The organism is Micromonospora mangrovicola, from assembly GCF_047200535.1.
GTDB lineage: Bacteria > Actinomycetota > Actinomycetes > Mycobacteriales > Micromonosporaceae > Micromonospora.
On the sequence record NZ_JBJZOG010000009.1, the window covers coordinates 84,208 to 104,155 of the forward strand.

Below are 19,948 nucleotides of genomic sequence, written 5' to 3' on the forward strand. Positions count from 1 at the left end.
GTGCCACGTCCGATCGAGGACTACGCCGTCGTCGGCGACCTGCACACGGCCGCGCTGGTGGCCCGGGACGGCTCGATCGACTGGCTCTGCCTGCCCCGCTTCGACTCGCCGGCCTGCTTCGCCGCCCTGCTCGCCGACGAGGAGGCCGGGCGTTGGCTGCTCGCCCCGGCCTCGGGTGGCACCGCCGCCCGCCGCCGCTACCGGGACGACACGCTGATCCTGGAGACCGAGTGGGACACCCCGGACGGCACCGTCCGGGTGGTGGACTTCATGCCGCCGCGCGGCGAGGCCACCGACGTCGTCCGCGTCGTGGAGGGGCTCACCGGCCGGGTGCCGATGCGGATGGACCTGCGGCTGCGTTTCGACTACGGGCACATCGTGCCGTGGGTCCGCCGCCACGGCCGCGACCTGGGTGCGGTCGCCGGACCGGACGCCGCGTGGCTGCGCACCGACGTCGCGCTGCGCGGCGTCGACCGGACCACGGTCGCCGAGTTCACCGTGGCGGCCGGCGAGCGGGTGCCGTTCGTGCTCACCTGGCAGCCCTCCCACCTGCCCCGGCCCACCCCGGTCGACCCGGACGTCGCGCTCGCCGACACGGAGCGGTACTGGCACACCTGGATCGACCGCTGCGCGTACGACGGGCGCTGGCCCGACGCCGTCCGCCGGGCGCTGATCACCCTGAAGGCGCTCACCTACGCGCCCACCGGCGGCATCCTCGCGGCGGCCACCACCTCGCTGCCGGAACAACTCGGCGGGCCACGCAACTGGGACTACCGCTACTGCTGGCTGCGCGACGCCACCTTCGCCCTGCAGGCGCTGCTCGGCACCGGGTACGTCGCCGAGGCCAAGGCGTGGCGGGAGTGGCTGCTGCGCGCCGTCGCCGGCGACCCCGCCGACCTGCAGATCATGTACGCCCTCGACGGCACCCGCCGGGTCCCCGAGCACACCCTCGACTGGCTCGGCGGGTACGCCGGCTCCGGCCCGGTGCGCATCGGCAACGCCGCCGCCGAACAGTTGCAACTGGACGTGTGGGGCGAGGTGCTCGACGGTCTCCAGCTCAGCCGCGAGGCCGGCCTCGCCACCACTGAGGAGGCGTGGGACGTGCAGCGCGCCCTGCTGGACTTCCTGGAGGGCAACTGGCGCCGGCCGGACAACGGGCTCTGGGAGGTACGCGGGCCCCGCCGGCACTTCGTCCACTCGAAGGTGATGGCCTGGGCCGGCTTCGATCGGGCCGTCACCGCCGTCGATCGGTACGGCCTGGCCGGACCGGTGGACCGCTGGCGCGCCCAGCGGGACGCGGTGCACGCCGAGGTGTGCGCCCGCGGCTTCGACCCGGGCCGCAACACCTTCACCCAGTTCTACGGCTCGCGCGGGCTGGACGCCGCGCTGCTGCTGATGCCCCGGGTGGGCTTCCTGCCGTGGACCGACCCCCGGATGGTCGGCACGGTCGACGCCATCCGCAAGGAGTTGTGCGTCGACGGGTTTCTGCTGCGCTACCAGCCGGACCACGACGATCACGTCGACGGCCTGCCCGGCGCCGAGGGCGCCTTCCTGGCCTGCACGTTCTGGCTGGTCGACGCGCTGCACAACACCAACCGGACCCGGGAGGCGGAGGAGATGTTCACCCGGCTGCTCGACCTGCGCAACGACGTCGGCCTGCTCAGCGAGGAGTACGACCCGGTGGCCGGCCGGCAGCTCGGCAACACCCCACAGGCGTTCAGCCTGGTCGGGCTGGTCAACTCGGCACGTCAGCTCAGCGGGGCCAGCACCGGCACCCGGGTGTCGCGCGCCGAGCAACGCACCCCCGTCCAGCGGCGCCCGACCGCCTAGGGTCTCCGGGGGTGGCCCGCACGACGGCGTGCACCTCGGGCCGACCCGGTGGCGCGGAGGGAGCTGAAGGAGACGAACGTTCGGCCGGACACCCACGGTCAGGGTCGCTCCGCCTGGCGAGCGGCAGCGCCGTACCGGCCGCTGGTGGCGCTGATGCTGATCACGTCGACGGCGTCGTTCGCGGCGCTTGGCGTGCTGTCGTTGTTCGCCCGCGACGAGCTGCGTGCCTCGGACACCGAGGTGACGGTCAATTTCGTGGTCGTCGCGCTGGCCGGCATGGTGGTGATGCTCGCGACGGGCCGGTTCTCGGATCGTCGGGGCGTCCGGCGCCTGATCGTTGCGGCGAGTCTCGTCTGGCTGGGGGGCGGCTACGCGATTCTGGCGAGCCTGCGGTCGTACCCGGCGATGCTCGCCGTCGGGATCATCTTCTTCTGTGCGGTTGGCGTTCCCACCGCCCAGCTGATGGCGTACTCCCGGGACCTCGTGGAACGCCGCGACGACGCCGCCGCGTCCACCGCGGTGATCGCCGTGATGCGGATCGTCCTGTCCGTCGGTTCGTTCACCGGATTCGGCATCGGCGGCCTCGGGCTGGCGTATCTCGGGGCACGTCCCCTCTTCGGGGTCGTGGCGATCGTCTGCCTGGGTTGCGCGGCGCTGTCGTGGCGCGTGCTTCGCGCAGCCGACGACGTCGCCACCGCGACACCGCGCCCGGCGGACGGCGACACCATCGGTGACCGGGTCGGTGTTCGGACCGGGGCGGCCGGCGGTCAGCGGCTGCTGCTGGTCCTCGTGGTCGTCATGGTGCTGTTCTCCAGTGGACGCGTCATGCAGCTGGCCCAGTTGCCGATCCTGATGCGCGTGTCCCTGCACGCGCCACTGGAGCTGACCGGTCTCGCGCTGGCGCTGCCGCCGCTCTGCGAACTGGTACTCATGCCGGCGACGGCGTTCGCGGCCATGAGCTGGGGACGCGGCAAGGTCTTCCTGGTCGGTGGCGCCGCGAGCGTGGCCTACTACGGCGGCCTCGTCGTGGTCACCACACCTGGGCAGCTGATGCTGCTGCAGGTCGTCTACGCGGTGTTCGGAGCCGCCACGGTCATGGTGGGCATCGATCTGGCCCAGCGGTTGATGGTCGGTCGCGCCGGTGCGGCGACGTCCGCGTACCTCAGCCACGAGAACGTGGCCACCGTGAACGGGAGCGTCGTGGCAACCCTCTCCGTCGCCACGCTTGGCCACCAAAACGGCTTCCTCGTCCCGGGCGCGTTGTGCCTGGTGGCGCTGGTGCTCGCCGCGTGGGCGTTCATCCGGCACCCGGGAAGCTTCGACCTGCGCCCTCGTCAGCGACGGCGCCGGCCGCGACGGGTCAGTCGTGTTCTGTGGGGCGGTGGCGCGGGTGGGTCAGCCCGTCCGCGATGCCCTCGATCGTCTGGTTGAGGTAGTCGAAGTTCGGCACGGCGACCTGCTCCGCGCGTTCGTGCAGGTTCTCCGGGGTGACGGTGTCGTCGATCCGGGCGATCTCGGGGTGTCCGTAGCGGTCCATGCCTGCCTCCCTGACAGTGGGGGCGGCGCTGCGCAGCAGCGTCGTCAGACCATTCCGTGCATCCTCCAATCATTGCACTGTGCAACCGTGACCGCTACCGCAATCGCGTCACACGTCGACCGTCGCCTCCTCGTCCCCGGCGGTGAAGCCGAGCCACCACTCCTGCTCGGGCACCTCTCCCGCGGCGGCGGCGAAGGCGGCCAGCGCCTCGGTCACGGCGGGCTGCCAGTACTCGGCCGTGGTCGCCACGATCCGGGACAGCTCCTCCCGGCGACGCCGGGTCACCTCCTGCACCAGGCGCTGCCCGGCCGGGGTGAGGCGCAGGCGGACCACCCGGCGGTCGGCGGTGGAGCGGGTGCGGCGGATCAGGCCCTTGCGGATGAGACGGTCGCACATCCGGGTCCCGGTCGACGGGGCGACCTGCAACTCCGCCGAGATGTCCGCCGCCCGCTGCGGTCCCCGGGTCGCCAGCACGACCAGCGCCCGGAACTGGGGCAGGGTCACTTCGGCGCCGAGGTCGGCCAGCGACCGGGCGGCCAGCCCGACGAAGGCGCGGCTGGCGGCCATCAGGGCCTCGACGGCTCGTCCGGGGTCCGGAGCGGGAGGTGGCATGCCGACCATCATGGCAGCCGGCCCGACCGCTGGCGGCCTGCGCCTGCCGGCGGGCGCAGGCGTGAAAGCTGGTGGAGCGGGTAGGCCCGGCGCCGGGAGGCGGGTGCCTCCGGGATCGAGGGGGACCATGGGAGCCGCCGTCGCCATCGCGCTGATCATCATCGCCGTGCTCGTGGTGCTCGCGCTGTCGTTGAGCGTCCGGCTGGTGCAGCAGTACCAGCGAGGCGTGGTGTTCCGGTTCGGTCGGGTGCTGGAGCGCATTCGGCAGCCCGGCTTCCACCTGATCATTCCGGTCGCCGACCGGATGGTCCGGGTCAGCATGCAGACCACGGTGATCGGCGTCCCCGCGCAGGGCGTCATCACCCGGGACAACGTCACCCTCACCGTTGACGCGGTCGTCTACTACCGCGTGGTCGATCCGGTGAAGGCGCTGGTCAACGTCCGCGACTACCCGTCGGCCGTGCTCCAGGTCGCGCAGACCGCGCTGCGTTCGGTGATCGGCAAGGCCGACCTCGACACCCTGTTGCGGGATCGGGACCGGATCAACGCCGAGCTGAAGGCGGTCATCGACGCGCCGACGGAGAAGCCGTGGGGTCTGCTCATCGAGCGGGTCGAGGTGAAGGATGTGTCGCTGCCCGAGGGGATGAAGCGGTCGATGTCCCGCCAGGCCGAGGCCGAACGGGAACGCCGAGCGCGGGTGATCGCCGCCGACGGCGAGTTCCAGGCCTCCCGGCGGCTGGCAGACGCGTCCCGGGCGATGGCGAACACCCCCGGGGCGTACCAGTTGCGCCTGCTCCAGACGGTGGTGGACGTTGCCGCGGAGAAGAACAGCACCCTGGTCATGCCCTTCCCGGTGGAGCTGCTGAAGTTCTTCAACGCCTACACCGAGGGCGCCGGGCGGCAGCCGGCGGCGCCCGGGCGGCCGGGGCCGACGGAGCAGGGCACGCCGGTCGGTCCGGTGCTCGGTCCGGTCACCGAGAGCGTGGCGGCGGCCGCCGAGGGGGACGGGCACCAGCCCGGGCGGTGACGCGGCAGCGAATATACCGGCTGTCTGTATATTCTGGCCCGCATGAGTGACACTCCGCTGCGGGAACCGACGTTCCTGGTCCTCACCGCGCTGGCCGAGACACCCCAGCACGGATACGCCGTCATCGAGGACGTGCTGCGCATCTCCGACGGCCGCGTCCGGCTCCGCGCCGGCACCCTCTACGCAGTCCTCGACCGGCTGCGCGCAGACGGCCTCATCGAGGTCGACCGCGAGGAAGTGGTGCAGTCCCGGCTGCGCCGCTACTACCGGCTCACCGCGCTCGGTGCGACCCGGCTCGCCGTCGAGGCCGACCGGCTGCGCCGCAACGCCGACGCCGCCGGCCGGCGGCTGCGCCGTGCCGGCCTGCTCCCCGAGGGAGGAGCCGCGTGAGCGCCGACCGGCTCGAGCGCCGCTACCGCCGGCTGCTCGCCGCCTACCCGTGGGAACACCGCCGCACGTACGAGGAGGAGATGCTCGCGGTCCTCCTCGCCGGCGCGCGGCCCGGCCAGACCCGCCCCGGCGCCAGGGACGCGGTCAACCTGATCGGCGCCGGCCTGCGCGCCCGGGCGCGGGTGGCGGTAGGCGGGTTCACCGCACCGGCCTGGGCCGACGCGTCCGCCGTCACCGGCGTCCTGGTGGCGCTGGTCCTCTGCGCCGCCGCCGGCAAGAACCTGGTCGACCACCTCGTCGCCGATCCCGCCCTGCCGCCGCCGCTGCGGCCGATCGGCGCCGACCCGGTCGACTGGCTGCGCCTGGCCGGCTGGGCGGCGGTGGCGCTGACCGCGCTGGCCGGCCTGCGGTGGGTGGCCGCCGCGCTGGCCTGGGCCGGCGTGGCCGGCTGGGTGGTGCTGGTCGGGCCGGGCGTGGTCGACCAACCGAGCTACGTCGTCGACACCCTGCCGCAGCTCGCCCTCGCCGTGGTGGCGGCCGCGGCGCTCACCGTGCCCGCGCCGCGTCGCCGGGCCCTCGCCGTGCTCGGCATCCGCCGGCTGGCGGCGGTGGTGCTCGCCCCGCTGGCGGCGGCGGCCCTGCTGGAACTCAACCGGATCACCAGCCCGCTGTTCGACATGACGGCCGCCACCGTGCAGTACCAGAGCTTCTACGGGCTGGAGGCCGGCAGCGAACCGGTCATCTGGCTCTACGTCGCCGGGCTCGCCGTCGCCGGGCTGACCGCCCTGGCAGCCCTCGCCACGCTCGCCCCACCGGTCCGCCGGCGGATCGCGGTGCTGCTGGCCCCGGTCGGCGCGCTGGCCCTGGTGATCGACACCGCGCTGAACGGCTGGGCGGTGTCCACCGTGCACCTGGGGCACACCATTGCGCTGGTGCCGGCCCAGTGGGCGATGCTGGTGCTGGCGCCCGTGGTGGCCTTCCTCGCCGGGGTGCTGCTGGTCCGTCGCCGGGAGGAGACGCTGCGGATGGTCGCTCTCGGCCGGGCCGCCGACCGGGAACGCCCCACCGGCTGAGCGGGTGACCCGGCACCGGGCGGTGGCGGCGGGCCCGGCCGCCACCACCCGGTCACCGGTCGTCGTGGCCGCGCGACCCGCAACCCCGCCCGGTCACCGGTCGTGCCGCGCTCAGGCCGGGGCCACCGGCGTACGCTCACCGGCCTGCTCCGGCACGGCCACCGGCGTCGCCGTCTTCGGCAGGGTGAAGACGAACCGGGCGCCACCGGTGCGCCCGTCGTCCAGCCGCAGCGTGCCGCCGTGGTACTCGACGATCTTCTTGCAGATGGCCAGCCCGATCCCGGTGCCGTCGTACGCGCCCCGGGGGTGCAGCCGCTGGAAGATCAGGAAGATCTTGTCGGCGTACTTCGGGTCGATGCCGATGCCGTTGTCCGCCACCGCGAAGGACCATCCGTCCTCGTCCTCGGCGGCCTCGACCCGGATCCGGGGCGGCCGGTCGGGGCTGCGGAACTTGACCGCGTTACCGAGCAGGTTCTGCCACAACATGGTGAGCAGCGTCGGATCGCCGTGCACGACGGGCAACGGGTCGCAGACGATCTCCGCGCCGGCCTCGGCGATCGGCTCGGACAGGTTGGACTCGGCCTGGGCCAGCAGCGCCGCCAGGTCCACCTCCCGGTCGTCGCTGTACACCCGGCCGATCCGGGAGAAGGCCAGCAGGTCGTTGATCAGCGTCTGCATCCGGGTCGCGCCGTCCACCGCGTACCCGATGTACTGTCCGGCCCGCTCGTCGAGCTGGTCGGCGTAGCGGCGCTGGAGCATCTGGCAGAACGACGCCACCTTGCGCAGGGGCTCCTGCAGATCGTGCGACGCGACGTACGCGAACTGCTCCAGGTCCTCGTTGGACCGGCGCAGCTCGTCGGCCTGCTGTTCGAGGGCGTCCTGGTGCCGTCGACTGGTCTTCAGCGCGTCGACCACCCGCTGCCGCATCGTCTCCACGTCCGCGGTGAGCCGGGCGATGTCCGCCGGGCCCTCCGGGGACAGCCGGTGGTCGAAGTCGCCGCCGGCGACCTGCCGCACCGATGCGCCCAGCCGGCCCAGCGGGCGCAGCACGGTCATCCGGACCAGCACCGAGATGACGATGCTGGACAGCAGCAGGGTCGCCAGGATGGCCACGAACAGCACGTCGCGCAACGCGCGGGCATCGTCCAGGTCGGCCCGTCCCGCCGCCTGCTCCCGGTCGAGCCGGTCCTCCAACCGGGTCAGGGCGGCCTGGGCGTCGTCGAAGGCGAGCCGTCCGCGCTCCACGATCGGGGCCAGCTCCATCGGGGTGGCGCCGGCCCCACGGGCCGCGATCAGCCGGGCCGGGTAGTCGGCCCGCCACCGGTCCGCGAGCGCGACCGCCGCGTCCAGCTCACGGCGGGCCTCCGGCTCCTCCGCCAGCAGATCACGGGCTTGCTGGACCGTCACGCGTTCGGCGGCCACCCCTTCCTGGTACGGGCGCAGCAGCGCCGGATTGCCGGTGATTATGTACCCGCGTACCGCCGCGACCTGCTCCAGCAGGCCGACCTCCAGCCGGCTCACCGCGGTCCGGGCAGGGGCGATCCGGTCCGCCAGGCGGTTGGAGACGGCGGCGGTGTGCGTCAGCGCCGCCGCGCCGACCGCGCCGCCGGTGAGCACCAGCACGGTCATGGCGATCATCATGACGCTGAGCCGACGGCTGGTCGTCATCCGCGACCGACGACCCTCGGTGGCGGTCCCGCCCGCCGATGCTGCGCTGCTCACGGCAGCACAGTAGCGGAGTGTCGGGAATGTCGCGCGAAGCGTCGCCTTGGATCGGGCGGGCCTGCTGCTCTACCGGACCGGGGGTTTGCCCGGGTCTGCTATCTGTGGCGGCGTGTCCGTGACCGATCACCTGCCGAGCACTCCGAGCGGCCCGCGTACCACCGACCCACGAACCGGCCGGCACCCCGGCGGCAGGGTCGCCGACCGGACAGTGGATGCACCCGTTGCGCCGATGGACGGCAGCTCCGGGGCGACCAGAATGATCAGCGAGACGGGGGTCGACACCCGTCCCTGGATCGCCGTGGAGTACGTCGTATGAGCGGCTGGCAGCTGTCCGGCTACACGCCCGTCCGTCGGCTCGGCGCCGGGGCGTCCGGCAGCGTCGTGCTCGCTGTCCACGACGCCACCGGCACCCCGGTCGCCATCAAGTACCTGGTACGCGACATCGGCGACGACCCCTCGTTCCGGACCGCCTTCCGGCAGGAGGCCCGGCTGCTCGGGGAGATCGACGACCCGCACGTCTCCCGGTTGTACGAGTACGTCGAGTCCGATGAGGGCGCGGCGATCGTCATGGAGCTGGTCAACGGGGTGTCGCTGCGGCAGATGCTGCGCGAGCACGGGCCGACCACCCCCGAGTCGGCGCTCTGCGTGCTCAAGGGCTCCCTCGCCGGGCTGGCCGCCGCGCACGCCTACGGCGTCGTGCACCGCGACTACAAGCCGGAGAATGTGCTGATCACCGGCGAAGGGCTGAGCAAGCTCGCCGACTTCGGCATCGCCATGCCGATCGGCGAGGGCTCCGACACCACGGTCTCCGGCACGCCCCGCTACATGGCCCCAGAGCAGTGGACCGGAGCCCCGGCCAGCCCCGCCTGCGACATCTACGCGGCCACCGCCACCTTCTTCGAGTGCCTGACCGGACGGCCGCCGTACGACGGGCTGAACCTGTTCACCCTGCGCGAGCAGCATGCCTCCGCGCCGATCCCGACCGACCCCGCCCCGGTGCCGGTGCACGAGCTGCTCCGGCACGGCATGGCAAAGCAGCCCGCCGACCGGCCCCAGCCCGCCCAGGTCTTCCTGGAGGTGCTCGACCGGGTGGCCGGTGCGGCGTACGGCCCGGAGTGGGAGGAGCGCGGGCTGCGCGAGCTGGCCCGCCGGGCGGCGCTGCTCGCCGCGCTGTGGCCGTTCCCGGACGGCAGCGGCGGGGCCACCAGCCTGGCCAGCACGACGCTCGGCGCCGGCACGGGTGCGGCGGCGAGGCGGCGGGGCCTGTTCCGCCGGGGCCGCAAGCGCACCGCGCTGGTCGGCGGTGCCCTCGTCGCGGCCCTGCTGGCCGGTGGCGCCGGCTACAGCTACGCCGCCCACGACGACCCGGCGGTCGCCGACGGCCCGTCCGGCCCGGCCACGGCCGGCACTCCGACCGCCACTCCGACCGACCCGCCGACGCCGACCCCGGACCCCACCCCGAGCGCCTCGCCCACCCCCACGCCCACACGGTCGGCGACCGCGGCCGCCACACCCAGCCGATCCCGGTCGGCCGCGCCGACGCGGTCACCGGTCCGCACCAGCGCGCCACCGCCCCCAACGACCAGCCCCGCCCCGCAGCCCCCGCCCGACGTCACCGCCCCCACCGTCAGCGGCGTCAGCGCCAGCCCCAATCAGCTGGAACCGAAGGGCTGCCCGTACGGCTACCAGACCAGCACCGTCACGGCCACCGTCACCGACGATCGCAGCGGCCCGGCCGCGCTCAAGGTGAGCTTCCGCTACACCCTGGCGAACACCACCTCGACCGTCCCGATGAGCTCGATCGGGCAGGGCGTCTTCCAGGGCGCCCTCGGCCCGCTGGGCATGCCGAAGCTGAGCACCCGCATCCCCGTCCAGGTCACGGCCGCCGACGCCGCCGGCAACACGGTCACCTCCTCGACGGTGTACGTGACCCTCTACAACTACTGCACCCCCGGCTGAGGAGTACGACGTGCCCGCTGCCCACACCGCCACCGCACTCCGGGGACGGCTCGCGTGACCCGGCCGGAGGAGCCCACCGAGGCGCTGCCCACCCGGGCGACGCCGCCGGTCACCGACCCGGGGGCGACGGTCGACCTCGACCGGACCACCGCACTGGGCGGTGCGCCCGCCGCGCCCGGCCCCGACACCACCGTCCACCTCGGCGCGACCGACGCCACCGTCCACCTCGGCGGGCCGGACCGGACCGCACCCCTCCGAGCCGGGGACGCGACGGTCCACCTCGGCACGGCCGACGCGACCGTGCACCTCACCGGGCCGGACCGGACGGCGCACCTCGGCACAGCCGACCCGACGATGCGCCTGGGCGGGCCGGACCGGACCGTGCGGCTCGGCGCCGCGGACGCGACGGCGCACCTCGGGGCGACCGACCGTACCGTCGACCTCGGCCCGCCCGACCGCACCGCGCCGCTCGGGACGCCCGGCCCGCCGGTGCACCCCGGCGCGACCGACCGGACCGTCAGCTTCGGGCCGGCGGACGCCGCCACCGCCCACTTCGGCGCGCCGACCGGTGGTGCCACCGCCGCGTCCGGCGGCACGCCCGGCCCGGTCACCTCCGCCTACGGCGGCACGACCGGCGCGTACCCCCGGTCGGCGCGGACCTCGGGTGGTCCGGCCCAGCCGGCGCCCGGCGGGGAGGTGCGCTTCGGGCCCGGTGTGCCGGCGGCGCCGCCGGGCGCACCCGGCTGGCCGGCCGCCGCCCCGGCGCGCCGCCCGCGCCCGGTTTGGCGCCGGGTGGTGTCGGTGCTGTCCACCCTGCTGACCCTGGCGCTGGTCGCGGTCGTGGGCCTCTACCTGTGGGAACGGCTCAGCCCGCTGGAGGTGGAGGGGGTCACGGTGGCCGTGCCGCAGCCGGCCGGTGACCGCTGCGACGTCACCGTCGACGTGGTGGCGACCGTGCGGACGAATGGTCGGGGCGGGACGATCCGCTACCAGTGGTTCCGCTCGGACGCGTCGCCCGGGGCCCTGCTCAGCGAGCGGGTCGGTCGGGGCCAGCGCACCGCCACCCTCACCCTCAAGTGGACGTTCAGCGGCGTCGGCGCCACCACCGAGACCGCCACCGTCAACATCATCGAACCGTCGCCGGTGCAGGCCGGCACCCAGGTGGCCTACCGCTGCCGAGGCTGACCGGGTTTCCCCGCCGGGCGGGTCGGGTAGGTCCCCGGCGGACCGACTTGAATTCGTGCGTGGAGGCCCTTCGATGAGAGACAACTTCGGCAACGCGGTGGGCGACGCGTTCCGCTCGGTGATGCTGTTCCTGCCCAAAGCAGTTGCCTTCATCGCGATCCTGGTGGTCGGCTGGCTGATCGCCAAGGCCGTGCTGAAGCTCGTGGACGCGCTCCTGGAGCGGGTGCACTTCGACAAGGCCGTCGAGCGGGGCGGCATCAAGACGGCGCTGGCCCGCTCGAAGTACGACGCCAGCGACCTCGTCGCCAAGCTGGCCTACTACGCGGTGCTGCTGGTCACCCTCCAGCTCGCCTTCGGCATCTGGGGCCCGAACCCGATCTCGGACCTGATCGCCGGGGTCATCGCCTGGCTGCCCCGGGCATTCGTGGCCATCGTCATCGTGGTGGTGGCCGCGGCCATCGCGAGGGCGGTCAAGGACATCATCTCCGGTGCCCTCGGCGGCCTCTCGTACGGCCGGGTGCTGGCCAACATCGCCTCGGTGTTCATCCTGGGCCTGGGCATCATCGCGGCGCTCAACCAGATCGGCGTGGCGACCGCGGTGACCACCCCGGTCCTGATCGCCTTCCTCGCCACCGTCGGCGGCATCCTGGTCGTCGGTGTCGGCGGCGGACTGGTCCGCCCGATGCAGAGCCGCTGGGAGAACTGGCTGACCCGCGCCGAGGAGGAGTCGCGGACCATCGCCACCCACGCCCGCGCCTACCAGGCCGGTCGGCGCGACGTCGAGGAGCGGCTGAGCCCGGCCAACCCGTACGCCGAGGCCGAGCTGACCCAGCCGGTCGCCCGGGACGCCGAGGCCGAGCTGACCCAGCCGATCGCCCGGGACACCGAGGCCGACCGCACCCAGCCGGTCGCCCCGTACGCGTCGGCGGAGCCGGCCGCTTCGCCGTACGCCGACTCGGAGCGCACCCAGCCGACCACGCCGCGCCAGCCCGCCGCCGAGCAGGCGGCGGACGGTGACGCCACGATGGTGATCCCGCAGGCCGACGTGGAGAAGTTCCGCCGCTGAGCGTCGGAGTCACGAACGGGGCGGGCCCGACCGGGCCCGCCCCGGTTCGCGTCGAGCGTCCGGCGCAACGCCGGCTAAACGACCTGACTCCCGGGTGCCGGCGCCGACGGCGGCTGCAGCTCGTCGAGCGGGACGTCGGGGTCGGCCAGGCGGTCGAGGTCGACCGGTTCGGCCGCCGCGACGAGCCGGCGGATCGACGGGACGACGTCCCAGGTGTTGACGTTCATGCCGGCCAGCACCCGCCCGCCGTGGGTCCAGAAGGCGATGAACTCGCGCTTGGCGACGTCGCCCCGGACGACGACCCGGTCGAACTTCCCGGGCGGGGCGTGTCCGACGTACTCCATTCCCAGGTCGTACTGGTCGGTGTAGAAGTAGGGCAGTTCGTCATTGCTGACCGCCTGGCCGAGCATGGCACGGGCCGCCGTGGCGCCGCCGTGGCGGGCGTTGGCCCAGTGCTCGACGCGCAACCGCCGGCGGAGCACGGGATGGTAGGCGTTGGCGACGTCACCGGCGGCGTAGATGTCCGGCTCGGCGGTGCGCAGGGACGAGTGGACGAGGATCCCGTTCTCGACGGCGAGGCCGGCCGCCGTCGCCAGTTCGGTGTTCGGCCTTGCGCCCACGGCCACCATCACGGCGTCGGCAGGCAACTCGGTGCCGTCGGCAAGCAGGACCGAGGAGACGCGACCGCTGCCGCGGATCTCGCGGACCTCGGCGTCGAAGTGGAAGGTGACGCCGTGGTCCCGGTGCAGGTTGGCGAAGACCCGGCCGATCTCGTCGCCGAGCACCCGGAGCAACGGCAGCGTGGCGGTCTCGACGACGTCGACGGTGGCGCCGCGCTGCCGGGCGGCGGCGGCGACCTCCAGGCCGATCCACCCGGCTCCGACGATCACGATGTGCGCGCCGTCGACCAGCGCCGCAGCGATTCGGCGGCTGTCGGCCAGGGTGCGCAGCCGCAGCACCCCGTCCAGGTTGACGCCGGGCGCCGCGAGGTCGCGGGGGGTGGCGCCGGTGGCCAGCAGCAGCTTGTCGTACCGGATGTGCTGGCCGTCGGCGAGCCGGACCTCCCCGTCGACGCGGTCGACGGCGACGGCGCGGGCGGCGGTACGCAGGTCGACGTCGTGCTCGGCGTACCAGCCGGCGTCGTGCACGAACACGCTGTCGGGTTCGGCGCCGCCGGTCAGCAGGCCCTTGGACAGTGGTGGCCGCTCGTACGGTCGCTCGGGCTCGTCGCCGATCATGACGACCCCGCCGTCGAAGCCCTCCTCTCGTAACGTCTGCGCTGCCCGCGCGCCGGCGAGCCCGGCTCCCACGATCACGAACGTGCCGGTCTTCGACATCGGTCAAGCTCCTTTCGAGGTACGCCGATCAGCGGGGGCCGACCCCGGCCAGGGTGAAGAACTCGGCGCGCGAGCGGTGGTCGTCGCGCAGGGTGCCGAGCAGGGTGGACGTGATGGTGCTGCTGCCGACGGCCTGGACACCGCGCAGCGTCATGCACAGGTGTTCCGCCTCGATGACCACGCCGACCCCGCGTGGGCGCAGCCGGGTGGTCAGCCAGTCGGCGATCTGCTTCGTCAGGCGCTCCTGGACCTGCGGGCCGTGGGCGAACAGTTCGACCACCCGGGCCAGTTTGGACAGTCCCAGGATGCGTTCGCCGGGCAGGTAGCCCACGTGTGCGACGCCGATGAACGGCAGCAGGTGGTGTTCGCAGACCGACCGGATCGGGATGGCCCGGGCGAGCACCAGTTCGTCGTAGCCCTCGTCGTTGTCGAAGGTGGTCAGCTGGAACTCGCGCGGGGTGAGCAGTTCGGCGTAGGCGCGGGCCATCCGGCCCGGGGTGTCGGCGAGCCCTTCGGCGGAGAGGTCCACGCCGAGCGCGGCCAGGAACTCCGCGGCCGCCCGTTCAGCGGCGGCCGGGTCGCGGCGGGGGCCCTGGTGCTGCACCCGCAGTGCGCTGACACTCACCTCAGCGACCTCCCACGCCGAGGGCGGCGAGCGCCGTCAGGGCCAGCGTGGCGGCGGCGAACAGGCCGTGGCCGACCACCACCGGTACGGGGAACCGGGACTCGGCGGTCCCGGAACGCCGGGCTGCGATCCACCGGGCCAGCATCGTGAACCCGAGCAGCGCCACCGGCAGGAGCGCCGCGAACGCGACCCAGGCCACCGCGTCGTTGTCGACGACCAGGTAGGCGATCCACAGCACCAGCCCGATCGCGGCCAGGGCGAAGTGGGCGAACACCAGGCCCGGTGCCAGGCGGCTGCCGCTGCCCGGTCGATGGCCGCCGTGGCTGATCCAGGTGCCGAGCATGACGAAGCCACCGGCGGCGGTGATCAGCCAGGTGACGAGTGCGGCGATGCCCATCAGGAGTTCTCCTTGTCTGCGCTGTGGTAGCCCTGCGCCTGGGTGGTCTCGGCGGCGACGCGCACGCCGTAGCGGTAGGCCAGCTCGCCGCCCAGGTAACCGGCGACGGTCAGCCCGGCGAGGCTGATCGCCGAGAGCACCAGTGGTCCCGCGGCCACCGGACCCGGCGGGCCGGCACCGCCCCGGACGGCGAAGTTGACCGCGTACGCGCCGGTCACCGCGAGGTTGATCGCCATGTGGGCGAGCGCGGTGCGGAAGGCGCGGGTGCCGGCGGGGATGGCGAACAGGTCCAGGAAGCCGACGAGCCCGGCGGCGAGCGCGCCGACGATGCCGAGGCCGATGAGCCACCGTGCGCCTTCGGCCAGGAACTGCGGCCCGGGTACGAACCGGGAGGCGAGGTCGAAGGCGAAGCTGGCCACCCAGGCGCCGATCGGCACCGCCACCAGCGCGGGATGAAGCGGGTGGCCGTAGCGGCCGGCCAGGTTGGTCACCGGATGTTTGGCCTGATCCATGGGTCGCACGCAAACCCCCAGGGTATTTTCACCAACGATCATTGGCGTTAACGGTGATGCTGCCCCAGCGCGTCGGGAATTTCAATAGCCCGCGCTGGTGATAACCTCGGGGCCGTGAGCACGGGGGAGCGCTGGAGCGCGATGGCCGCGCTCGTCGACCGGTCCCGACGGGCGCTGTACGACTACGTGTGCCGCGCCGATCACCCGGTCACCCGCGAGGAGGCGGCCGAGGCGCACGGCATGTCCCGCAACCTCACCGCGTTCCACCTCGACAAGCTCGTCGAGTCCGGGCTGCTGCGGGCCCGCTACGAGACGCCGGCCGACCAGCCCCGGGGGCGCGGCCGGACGCCGAAGGTCTACGAGGCGGCCGGCGACGGCGTGACAATCACCGTTCCGGAGCGGCGCTACGAATTCATCGCCGAGATCCTCGCTGACGCGGTCGCCGACGACCCCGGCGACGCCCCCGAGGCGGCCCGCCGGCATGCCCGGCGGCGCGGCCACGACATCGGAGCACGGGTACGCGACGCAGGCGAGGACCTCGTCGCCGTGCTCACCGGCCTCGGCTTCGAGCCCGAGGCGCTCGGTGCCGAGGTGCTGCTGCGCAACTGCCCATTCCACGCCCTGGCCACCCGGCAGACCGCCCTGGTGTGCGGCCTCAACCACGCGTTCCTCGCCGGCCTGCTCGAGGGTGCCGGACGTACCGACCTGCTGGCCCGGCTCGCGCCGCGTTCCGGAGCGTGCTGCGTGCGGTTGGAGCGGCGCTCAGCCGCGACGTAGGGCACCACGACGCGGCCCGGATCGCCGGCCCGTGTCGAGGGGCCGCACGTGCCGCCGATGCCGGCTAGCATCGGCCCCATGACCTGGCGATGTTGATCCTGCCCTAGCGGTCGTGCCCGCGGGCCGCCGCGGACGCCGTACCTCCGGTGTCCGTCTCGTCCCCGTGGGAAGGCCTCATGACCATCGCTCCTGCGCGCGTGCCCGCGACCCGCCGGCTGGCGGCGACGCTGCACGGCTACGCGTTCCTCACCGACCTCGTCCTGCTCTACCCGCTCTACGCGCTGCTGTTCGCCGACACCGGGTTGTCGGTCGGGCAGATCTCCTCGCTGTTCGTCATCTGGTCGGCCACCGGGATCGTGCTGGAGGTGCCGTCCGGGGCGTGGGCCGACGCGTTCTCCCGGCGGCTGCTGCTCGTCCTCGCACCGCTGCTGGCCGCGGCGGGCTTCGCCCTGTGGGTGGTCGTCCCGTCCTACCCGGCGTTCGCCGCCGGCTTCCTGCTGTGGGGGATCGGCGGTTCGTTGCGCTCGGGCGCGCTGGAGGCGCTGGTCTTCACCGAACTCGACCGGCTCGGCGCCGCCGAACGGTACGCCCGCCTCACCGGTCGGGCCCGTACGGCAGCGGTGCTCGGTGCCGCCGGCTCCGGTGTCCTGGCCGGGCCGGTCTTCGCCGCCGGCGGTTACCCGGCGGCCGGTGCGGCCAGCGTCCTCGCCTGCCTGCTCGCCGCCGCCGTAGCGACCCGGTTTCCGGAGCACCGGCCACCCCGGGGCGCGGAAGCGCCACCACCGGCCGTGGCGGGCGACGTCGCCGTGTCCGGGCCCGGCTGGCGGGCCAGCCTGCGCGGCGGTCTGGCGGAGGCCCGGGCCGATCGCCGGGTGCGGGCGGCGCTGCTGCTGGTCGCCGTGGTGACCGCGATCTGGGGCGGCCTGGACGAGTACACGGCGCTGCTGGCCCGCGACACCGGCGTCGCCGAGCCGGCCGTGCCGCTGCTGCTCCTGCTCATGTGGGCGGGGATGTCCGTCGGTGGCCTGCTCGCCCCGGCGGGGGAGCGGCTCACCGACCGTGGGTACGCCGCGCTGCTGGTGTTCGCCGCGGCGGCTCTGGCGGCGGGGGCGCTGGTCGGCCATCCGGCGGGCTTCGTGCTGCTGGCCGTCGCCTTCGCCGCGTTCCAGGCCGCCACCGTCCTTGCTGATGTGCGCCTGCAGGCGCACATCAGCGGCGCGGCCCGGGCGACGGTCACCTCGGTGGCCGGCATGGCGACCGATCTGACCATCGTCGCCTTCTACGTCGGCTACGGGCTGGTCGCGGGGGCGGTCGGCAACGCGACCGCCTTCGCCCTGTGGACGCTGCCGTACCTGGCGGTGGCGCTGCGACTGTGCGACGGCCGGCGCTTTCGGTCGCGGCGGCGGCTCGCCACCGGCGGCGTCGTGGCGGCGGCCGAGGACGCCGGCCCCTGACGGCCTTCGCGCGCGCCGGGCCGGTCGACCGGGCGGCCCGGCGCAGCGCCGTCTGGGCCCGGTCGGGCGGAGATCGGGCAGAGCGGGCGGGAAGTCGGGCGGGTAAAATGAGAGGGATGTGGCTTCGGTGCCGTTTTCGGCTGCCCGTTTCGGGTGGCGGCGGGGGCGGCAAATCCACCGCATTACCGGAGATGTGACCGTCGTCACCCCGTTTCGTCGGTGTTACAAAAGAGGCACGAACCGGCGGGAGGTGCGAGGTGGACGCAGCGCAGCGCAGGCACCACATCCTTGGCCTCGCCCGCCGCCAGGGCGACGTCGACGTGCAGAAACTCGCCGCCGACCTGGGCGTCGCGCCGGAGACGATCCGACGCGACCTCAGCCTGCTGGCCCAGCAGGGTCTGGTGCACCGCACCCACGGCGGGGCGTACCCGGTGGAGACGGCCCGCTTCGAGACCACGCTGGAGACCCGCACCACCAGGATGGTCGCGGAGAAGCGGCGGATCGCCGCCGCGGCCGTCGAGCACCTCGGCGACGCGGAGTCCGTCTTCATCGACGAGGGCTACACTCCGCAACTGATCGCCGAGGCGCTGCCCACGCACCGGCCGTTGACCGTGGTGACCGCCTCGCTGCACACCGCGGCGGCGCTCGCGACCTCGCCCAGCCTCACCGTGCTGCTGCTCGGGGGCCGGGTGCGTGGTCGCACCCTCGCCACCGTCGATCACTGGGCCACGGCCATGCTCGGCGGCTTCGTCATCGACCTGGCGTACGTCGGGGCGAACGGGATCTCCCGCGAGCAGGGGCTGACCACGCCCGACCCGGCGGTGGCCGCCGTCAAGGCCAAGGTCATGGCGGTGTCCCGGCGGGTGGTCTTCGCCGGGGTGCACACGAAGTTCGGCGGCCACAGCTTCTGCCGCTTCGCCGACGTCGCAGACGTCGACACCATCGTCACGGACACCGCGCTGCCGGCGTCCGAGGCGCACCGCTACTCACTGCTCGGCCCCGTGGTGCTGCGCGTCTGAGCGCCCGGCCGACCCGTCATCACCACCACACCACCACCCTTGGAGGTCCACTGTGTCCATAACACGGTCTCCTCGCCGATGGCGCGGCGCACTCGCCGTCGCCGTCGCCGTCGGTCTCGCCACCACCGCCTGCTCCGGAGCCGGCGGTGGCTCGTCGTCCGGCGGCAGCGGCGGCAAGACGATCACCGTGCTGATGGTCGGCAACCCGCAGATGGAGGACCTGGCGAAGGTCACCGCCGACAACTTCACCAAACAGACCGGGATCACCGTGCGGTTCACGATCCTTCCCGAGAACGAACTGCGCGACAAGGTCACCCAGGACGTCGCCACCCAGGGCGGTCAGTACGACGTGGCCACGATCGGGGCGTACGAGGCGCCGATCTGGGCCAAGAACGGCTGGCTGCACGAACTGAGCTCGTACGCCGACTCGGACAACGGCTACGACGAGGGTGACCTGCTCAAGCCGATGGTCGCCTCGCTCTCCGGTGAGGACGGCAAGCTCTACGCGGCGCCGTTCTACGGCGAGTCGTCCTTCCTCATGTACAACAAGGAGCTCTTCACGGCCAAGGGCCTGACCATGCCGGAGCGGCCGACCTGGCAGCAGGTGGCCCAGTTCGCCGCGCAACTCGACGACAAGAAGGCCGGCGTCGCCGGCATCTGCCTGCGCGGGCTGCCCGGCTGGGGCGAGCTGTTCGCCCCGCTGACCACGGTCGTCAACACCTTCGGCGGCACCTGGTTCGAGAAGGACTGGACCCCGAAGGTGAATGCGCCGGAGTTCACCGCGGCGACGAAGTTCTACGTCGACCTGGTCCGGTCCCACGGCGAGGCGGGCGCGCCGCAGGCCGGCTTCACCGAGTGCCTGAACACCTTCGGCCAGGGCAAGGCGGCGATGTGGTACGACGCCACCTCCGCCGCGGGCACGCTGGAGGACTCCAGCGCGAGCAAGGTCGCCGGCAAGGTCGGCTACGCGTACGCGCCGGTGAACAAGACGAAGTCCTCGGGCTGGCTGTGGGCCTGGGCACTCGCCATGCCCAAGACCACCAAGAACGCCGACGCCGCCTGGAAGTTCATCTCCTGGGCCACCGGCAAGGAGTACGAGAAGCTGGTCGGCTCCTCGCTCGGCTGGTCGCGGGTCCCGGCCGGCAAGCGGCAGTCCACGTACGAGATCCCCGAGTACCGGCAGTCCGCGACCGCCTTCGCCGACCTCACCCTCAAGTCGATCCAGGAGGCCGACCCGGTCAATCCCGGCCTGCAGCCCCGGCCCGCGCTCGGCGTGCAGTTCGTCGGCATCCCGGAGTTCGCCGACCTCGGCACGAAGGTCTCCCAGGAGGTCTCCGCCGCGATCGCCGGCAGCAGCACCGTCGACAAGGCGCTCGCCGACGGCCAGCGACTGGCCGAGGACGTCGCCAAGGAATACCGGTAG

At 73.4% G+C, this 19,948-nt stretch carries 19 protein-coding genes; 12 read left to right on the forward strand and 7 right to left on the reverse strand.

The annotated features are described in order from the left end of the window. The gene (locus ACL02O_RS06255) at positions 1-1,830 is read left to right on the forward strand and encodes a glycoside hydrolase family 15 protein (RefSeq protein ID WP_412816996.1); all 1,830 of its coding nucleotides are present in this window, start codon (positions 1-3) and stop codon (positions 1,828-1,830) included. Between the two features lie 153 nt (positions 1,831-1,983). Beyond that, positions 1,984-3,261 (forward strand): MFS transporter, encoded by a 1,278-nt coding sequence (locus tag ACL02O_RS06260; RefSeq protein WP_412817031.1) that lies wholly within the window; start codon positions 1,984-1,986, stop codon positions 3,259-3,261. Here ACL02O_RS06260 and ACL02O_RS06265 read toward each other — a convergent pair. Both ACL02O_RS06265 and ACL02O_RS06270 read right to left on the reverse strand, forming a co-directional pair. Further along, positions 3,191-3,367, reverse strand: coding sequence for a hypothetical protein (locus tag ACL02O_RS06265; protein WP_412816997.1), 177 nt, complete (start codon positions 3,365-3,367; stop codon positions 3,191-3,193). The two genes, ACL02O_RS06260 and ACL02O_RS06265, sit on opposite strands and share 71 nt — an antisense overlap. A 108-nt stretch (positions 3,368-3,475) precedes the next feature. After that, positions 3,476-3,979 carry a MarR family winged helix-turn-helix transcriptional regulator gene (locus ACL02O_RS06270; protein ID WP_412816998.1) on the reverse strand — a complete coding sequence of 168 codons (504 nt, stop codon included), beginning with the start codon at positions 3,977-3,979 and terminating at the stop codon, positions 3,476-3,478. Between the two features lie 127 nt (positions 3,980-4,106). On the opposite strand from ACL02O_RS06270, the gene ACL02O_RS06275 reads away from it, so the two are divergent. Genes ACL02O_RS06275 through ACL02O_RS06285 form a run of 3 tightly spaced genes read left to right on the forward strand, consistent with a single transcriptional unit; the run spans position 4,107 to position 6,469 of the window. After that, a complete protein-coding gene (locus tag ACL02O_RS06275; RefSeq protein WP_412816999.1) occupies positions 4,107-5,006 on the forward strand; it encodes a slipin family protein in 900 nt (299 codons plus the stop codon). Positions 5,007-5,048: 42 nt separating this feature from the next. Next, positions 5,049-5,396, forward strand: coding sequence for a PadR family transcriptional regulator (locus tag ACL02O_RS06280; protein WP_412817000.1), 348 nt, complete (start codon positions 5,049-5,051; stop codon positions 5,394-5,396). Continuing rightward, positions 5,393-6,469 carry a hypothetical protein gene (locus ACL02O_RS06285; protein WP_412817001.1) on the forward strand — a complete coding sequence of 359 codons (1,077 nt, stop codon included), beginning with the start codon at positions 5,393-5,395 and terminating at the stop codon, positions 6,467-6,469. Before ACL02O_RS06280 ends, ACL02O_RS06285 begins: the two co-directional genes overlap by 4 nt. A 111-nt stretch (positions 6,470-6,580) precedes the next feature. Here ACL02O_RS06285 and ACL02O_RS06290 read toward each other — a convergent pair whose 3' ends face one another. Beyond that, complete coding sequence (locus ACL02O_RS06290; protein ID WP_412817002.1) at positions 6,581-8,191, reverse strand: sensor histidine kinase; 1,611 nt, start codon at positions 8,189-8,191, stop codon at positions 6,581-6,583. 315 nt (positions 8,192-8,506) lie between these two features. Between ACL02O_RS06290 and ACL02O_RS06295 the strand changes: the two genes are divergently transcribed. The 3 genes from ACL02O_RS06295 (at position 8,507) to ACL02O_RS06305 (ending at position 12,404) form a co-directional block, all read left to right on the forward strand. Continuing rightward, entirely contained in the window at positions 8,507-10,153 is a 1,647-nt protein-coding gene (locus ACL02O_RS06295) for a serine/threonine-protein kinase (RefSeq protein WP_412817003.1), read from the forward strand. Between the two features lie 54 nt (positions 10,154-10,207). Continuing rightward, positions 10,208-11,338, forward strand: coding sequence for a hypothetical protein (locus tag ACL02O_RS06300; RefSeq protein WP_412817004.1), 1,131 nt, complete (start codon positions 10,208-10,210; stop codon positions 11,336-11,338). Positions 11,339-11,411: 73 nt separating this feature from the next. Beyond that, positions 11,412-12,404 carry a mechanosensitive ion channel family protein gene (locus ACL02O_RS06305; protein WP_412817005.1) on the forward strand — a complete coding sequence of 331 codons (993 nt, stop codon included), beginning with the start codon at positions 11,412-11,414 and terminating at the stop codon, positions 12,402-12,404. A gap of 74 nt (positions 12,405-12,478) precedes the next feature. Here the strand turns inward: ACL02O_RS06305 and ACL02O_RS06310 are convergent, their stop codons facing one another. Genes ACL02O_RS06310 through ACL02O_RS06325 form a run of 4 tightly spaced genes read right to left on the reverse strand, consistent with a single transcriptional unit; the run spans position 12,479 to position 15,275 of the window. Beyond that, positions 12,479-13,741, reverse strand: coding sequence for an NAD(P)/FAD-dependent oxidoreductase (locus ACL02O_RS06310; RefSeq protein WP_412817006.1), 1,263 nt, complete (start codon positions 13,739-13,741; stop codon positions 12,479-12,481). Between the two features lie 28 nt (positions 13,742-13,769). After that, a complete protein-coding gene (gene folE, locus ACL02O_RS06315) occupies positions 13,770-14,366 on the reverse strand; it encodes a GTP cyclohydrolase I FolE (protein WP_412817007.1) in 597 nt (198 codons plus the stop codon). A gap of 1 nt (position 14,367) precedes the next feature. Then, positions 14,368-14,763 carry a hypothetical protein gene (locus ACL02O_RS06320; RefSeq protein WP_412817008.1) on the reverse strand — a complete coding sequence of 132 codons (396 nt, stop codon included), beginning with the start codon at positions 14,761-14,763 and terminating at the stop codon, positions 14,368-14,370. Next, positions 14,763-15,275: a DUF2231 domain-containing protein gene (locus ACL02O_RS06325; protein ID WP_412817009.1), complete on the reverse strand. Its 513-nt coding sequence runs from the start codon at positions 15,273-15,275 to the stop codon at positions 14,763-14,765. The genes ACL02O_RS06320 and ACL02O_RS06325 overlap by 1 nt, the downstream gene beginning before the upstream one ends. 114 nt (positions 15,276-15,389) lie before the next feature. Here ACL02O_RS06325 and ACL02O_RS06330 point away from each other — a divergent pair, with 114 nt between their 5' ends. From ACL02O_RS06330 to ACL02O_RS06345, 4 genes are all read left to right on the forward strand, one after another. Next, a complete protein-coding gene (locus ACL02O_RS06330; protein WP_412817010.1) occupies positions 15,390-16,052 on the forward strand; it encodes a helix-turn-helix transcriptional regulator in 663 nt (220 codons plus the stop codon). 176 nt (positions 16,053-16,228) lie between these two features. Continuing rightward, positions 16,229-17,506 (forward strand): MFS transporter, encoded by a 1,278-nt coding sequence (locus ACL02O_RS06335; protein ID WP_412817011.1) that lies wholly within the window; start codon positions 16,229-16,231, stop codon positions 17,504-17,506. 257 nt (positions 17,507-17,763) lie between these two features. Next, entirely contained in the window at positions 17,764-18,525 is a 762-nt protein-coding gene (locus ACL02O_RS06340) for a DeoR/GlpR family DNA-binding transcription regulator (RefSeq protein ID WP_412817012.1), read from the forward strand. Between the two features lie 52 nt (positions 18,526-18,577). Further along, positions 18,578-19,948, forward strand: coding sequence for an ABC transporter substrate-binding protein (locus ACL02O_RS06345; protein ID WP_412817013.1), 1,371 nt, complete (start codon positions 18,578-18,580; stop codon positions 19,946-19,948).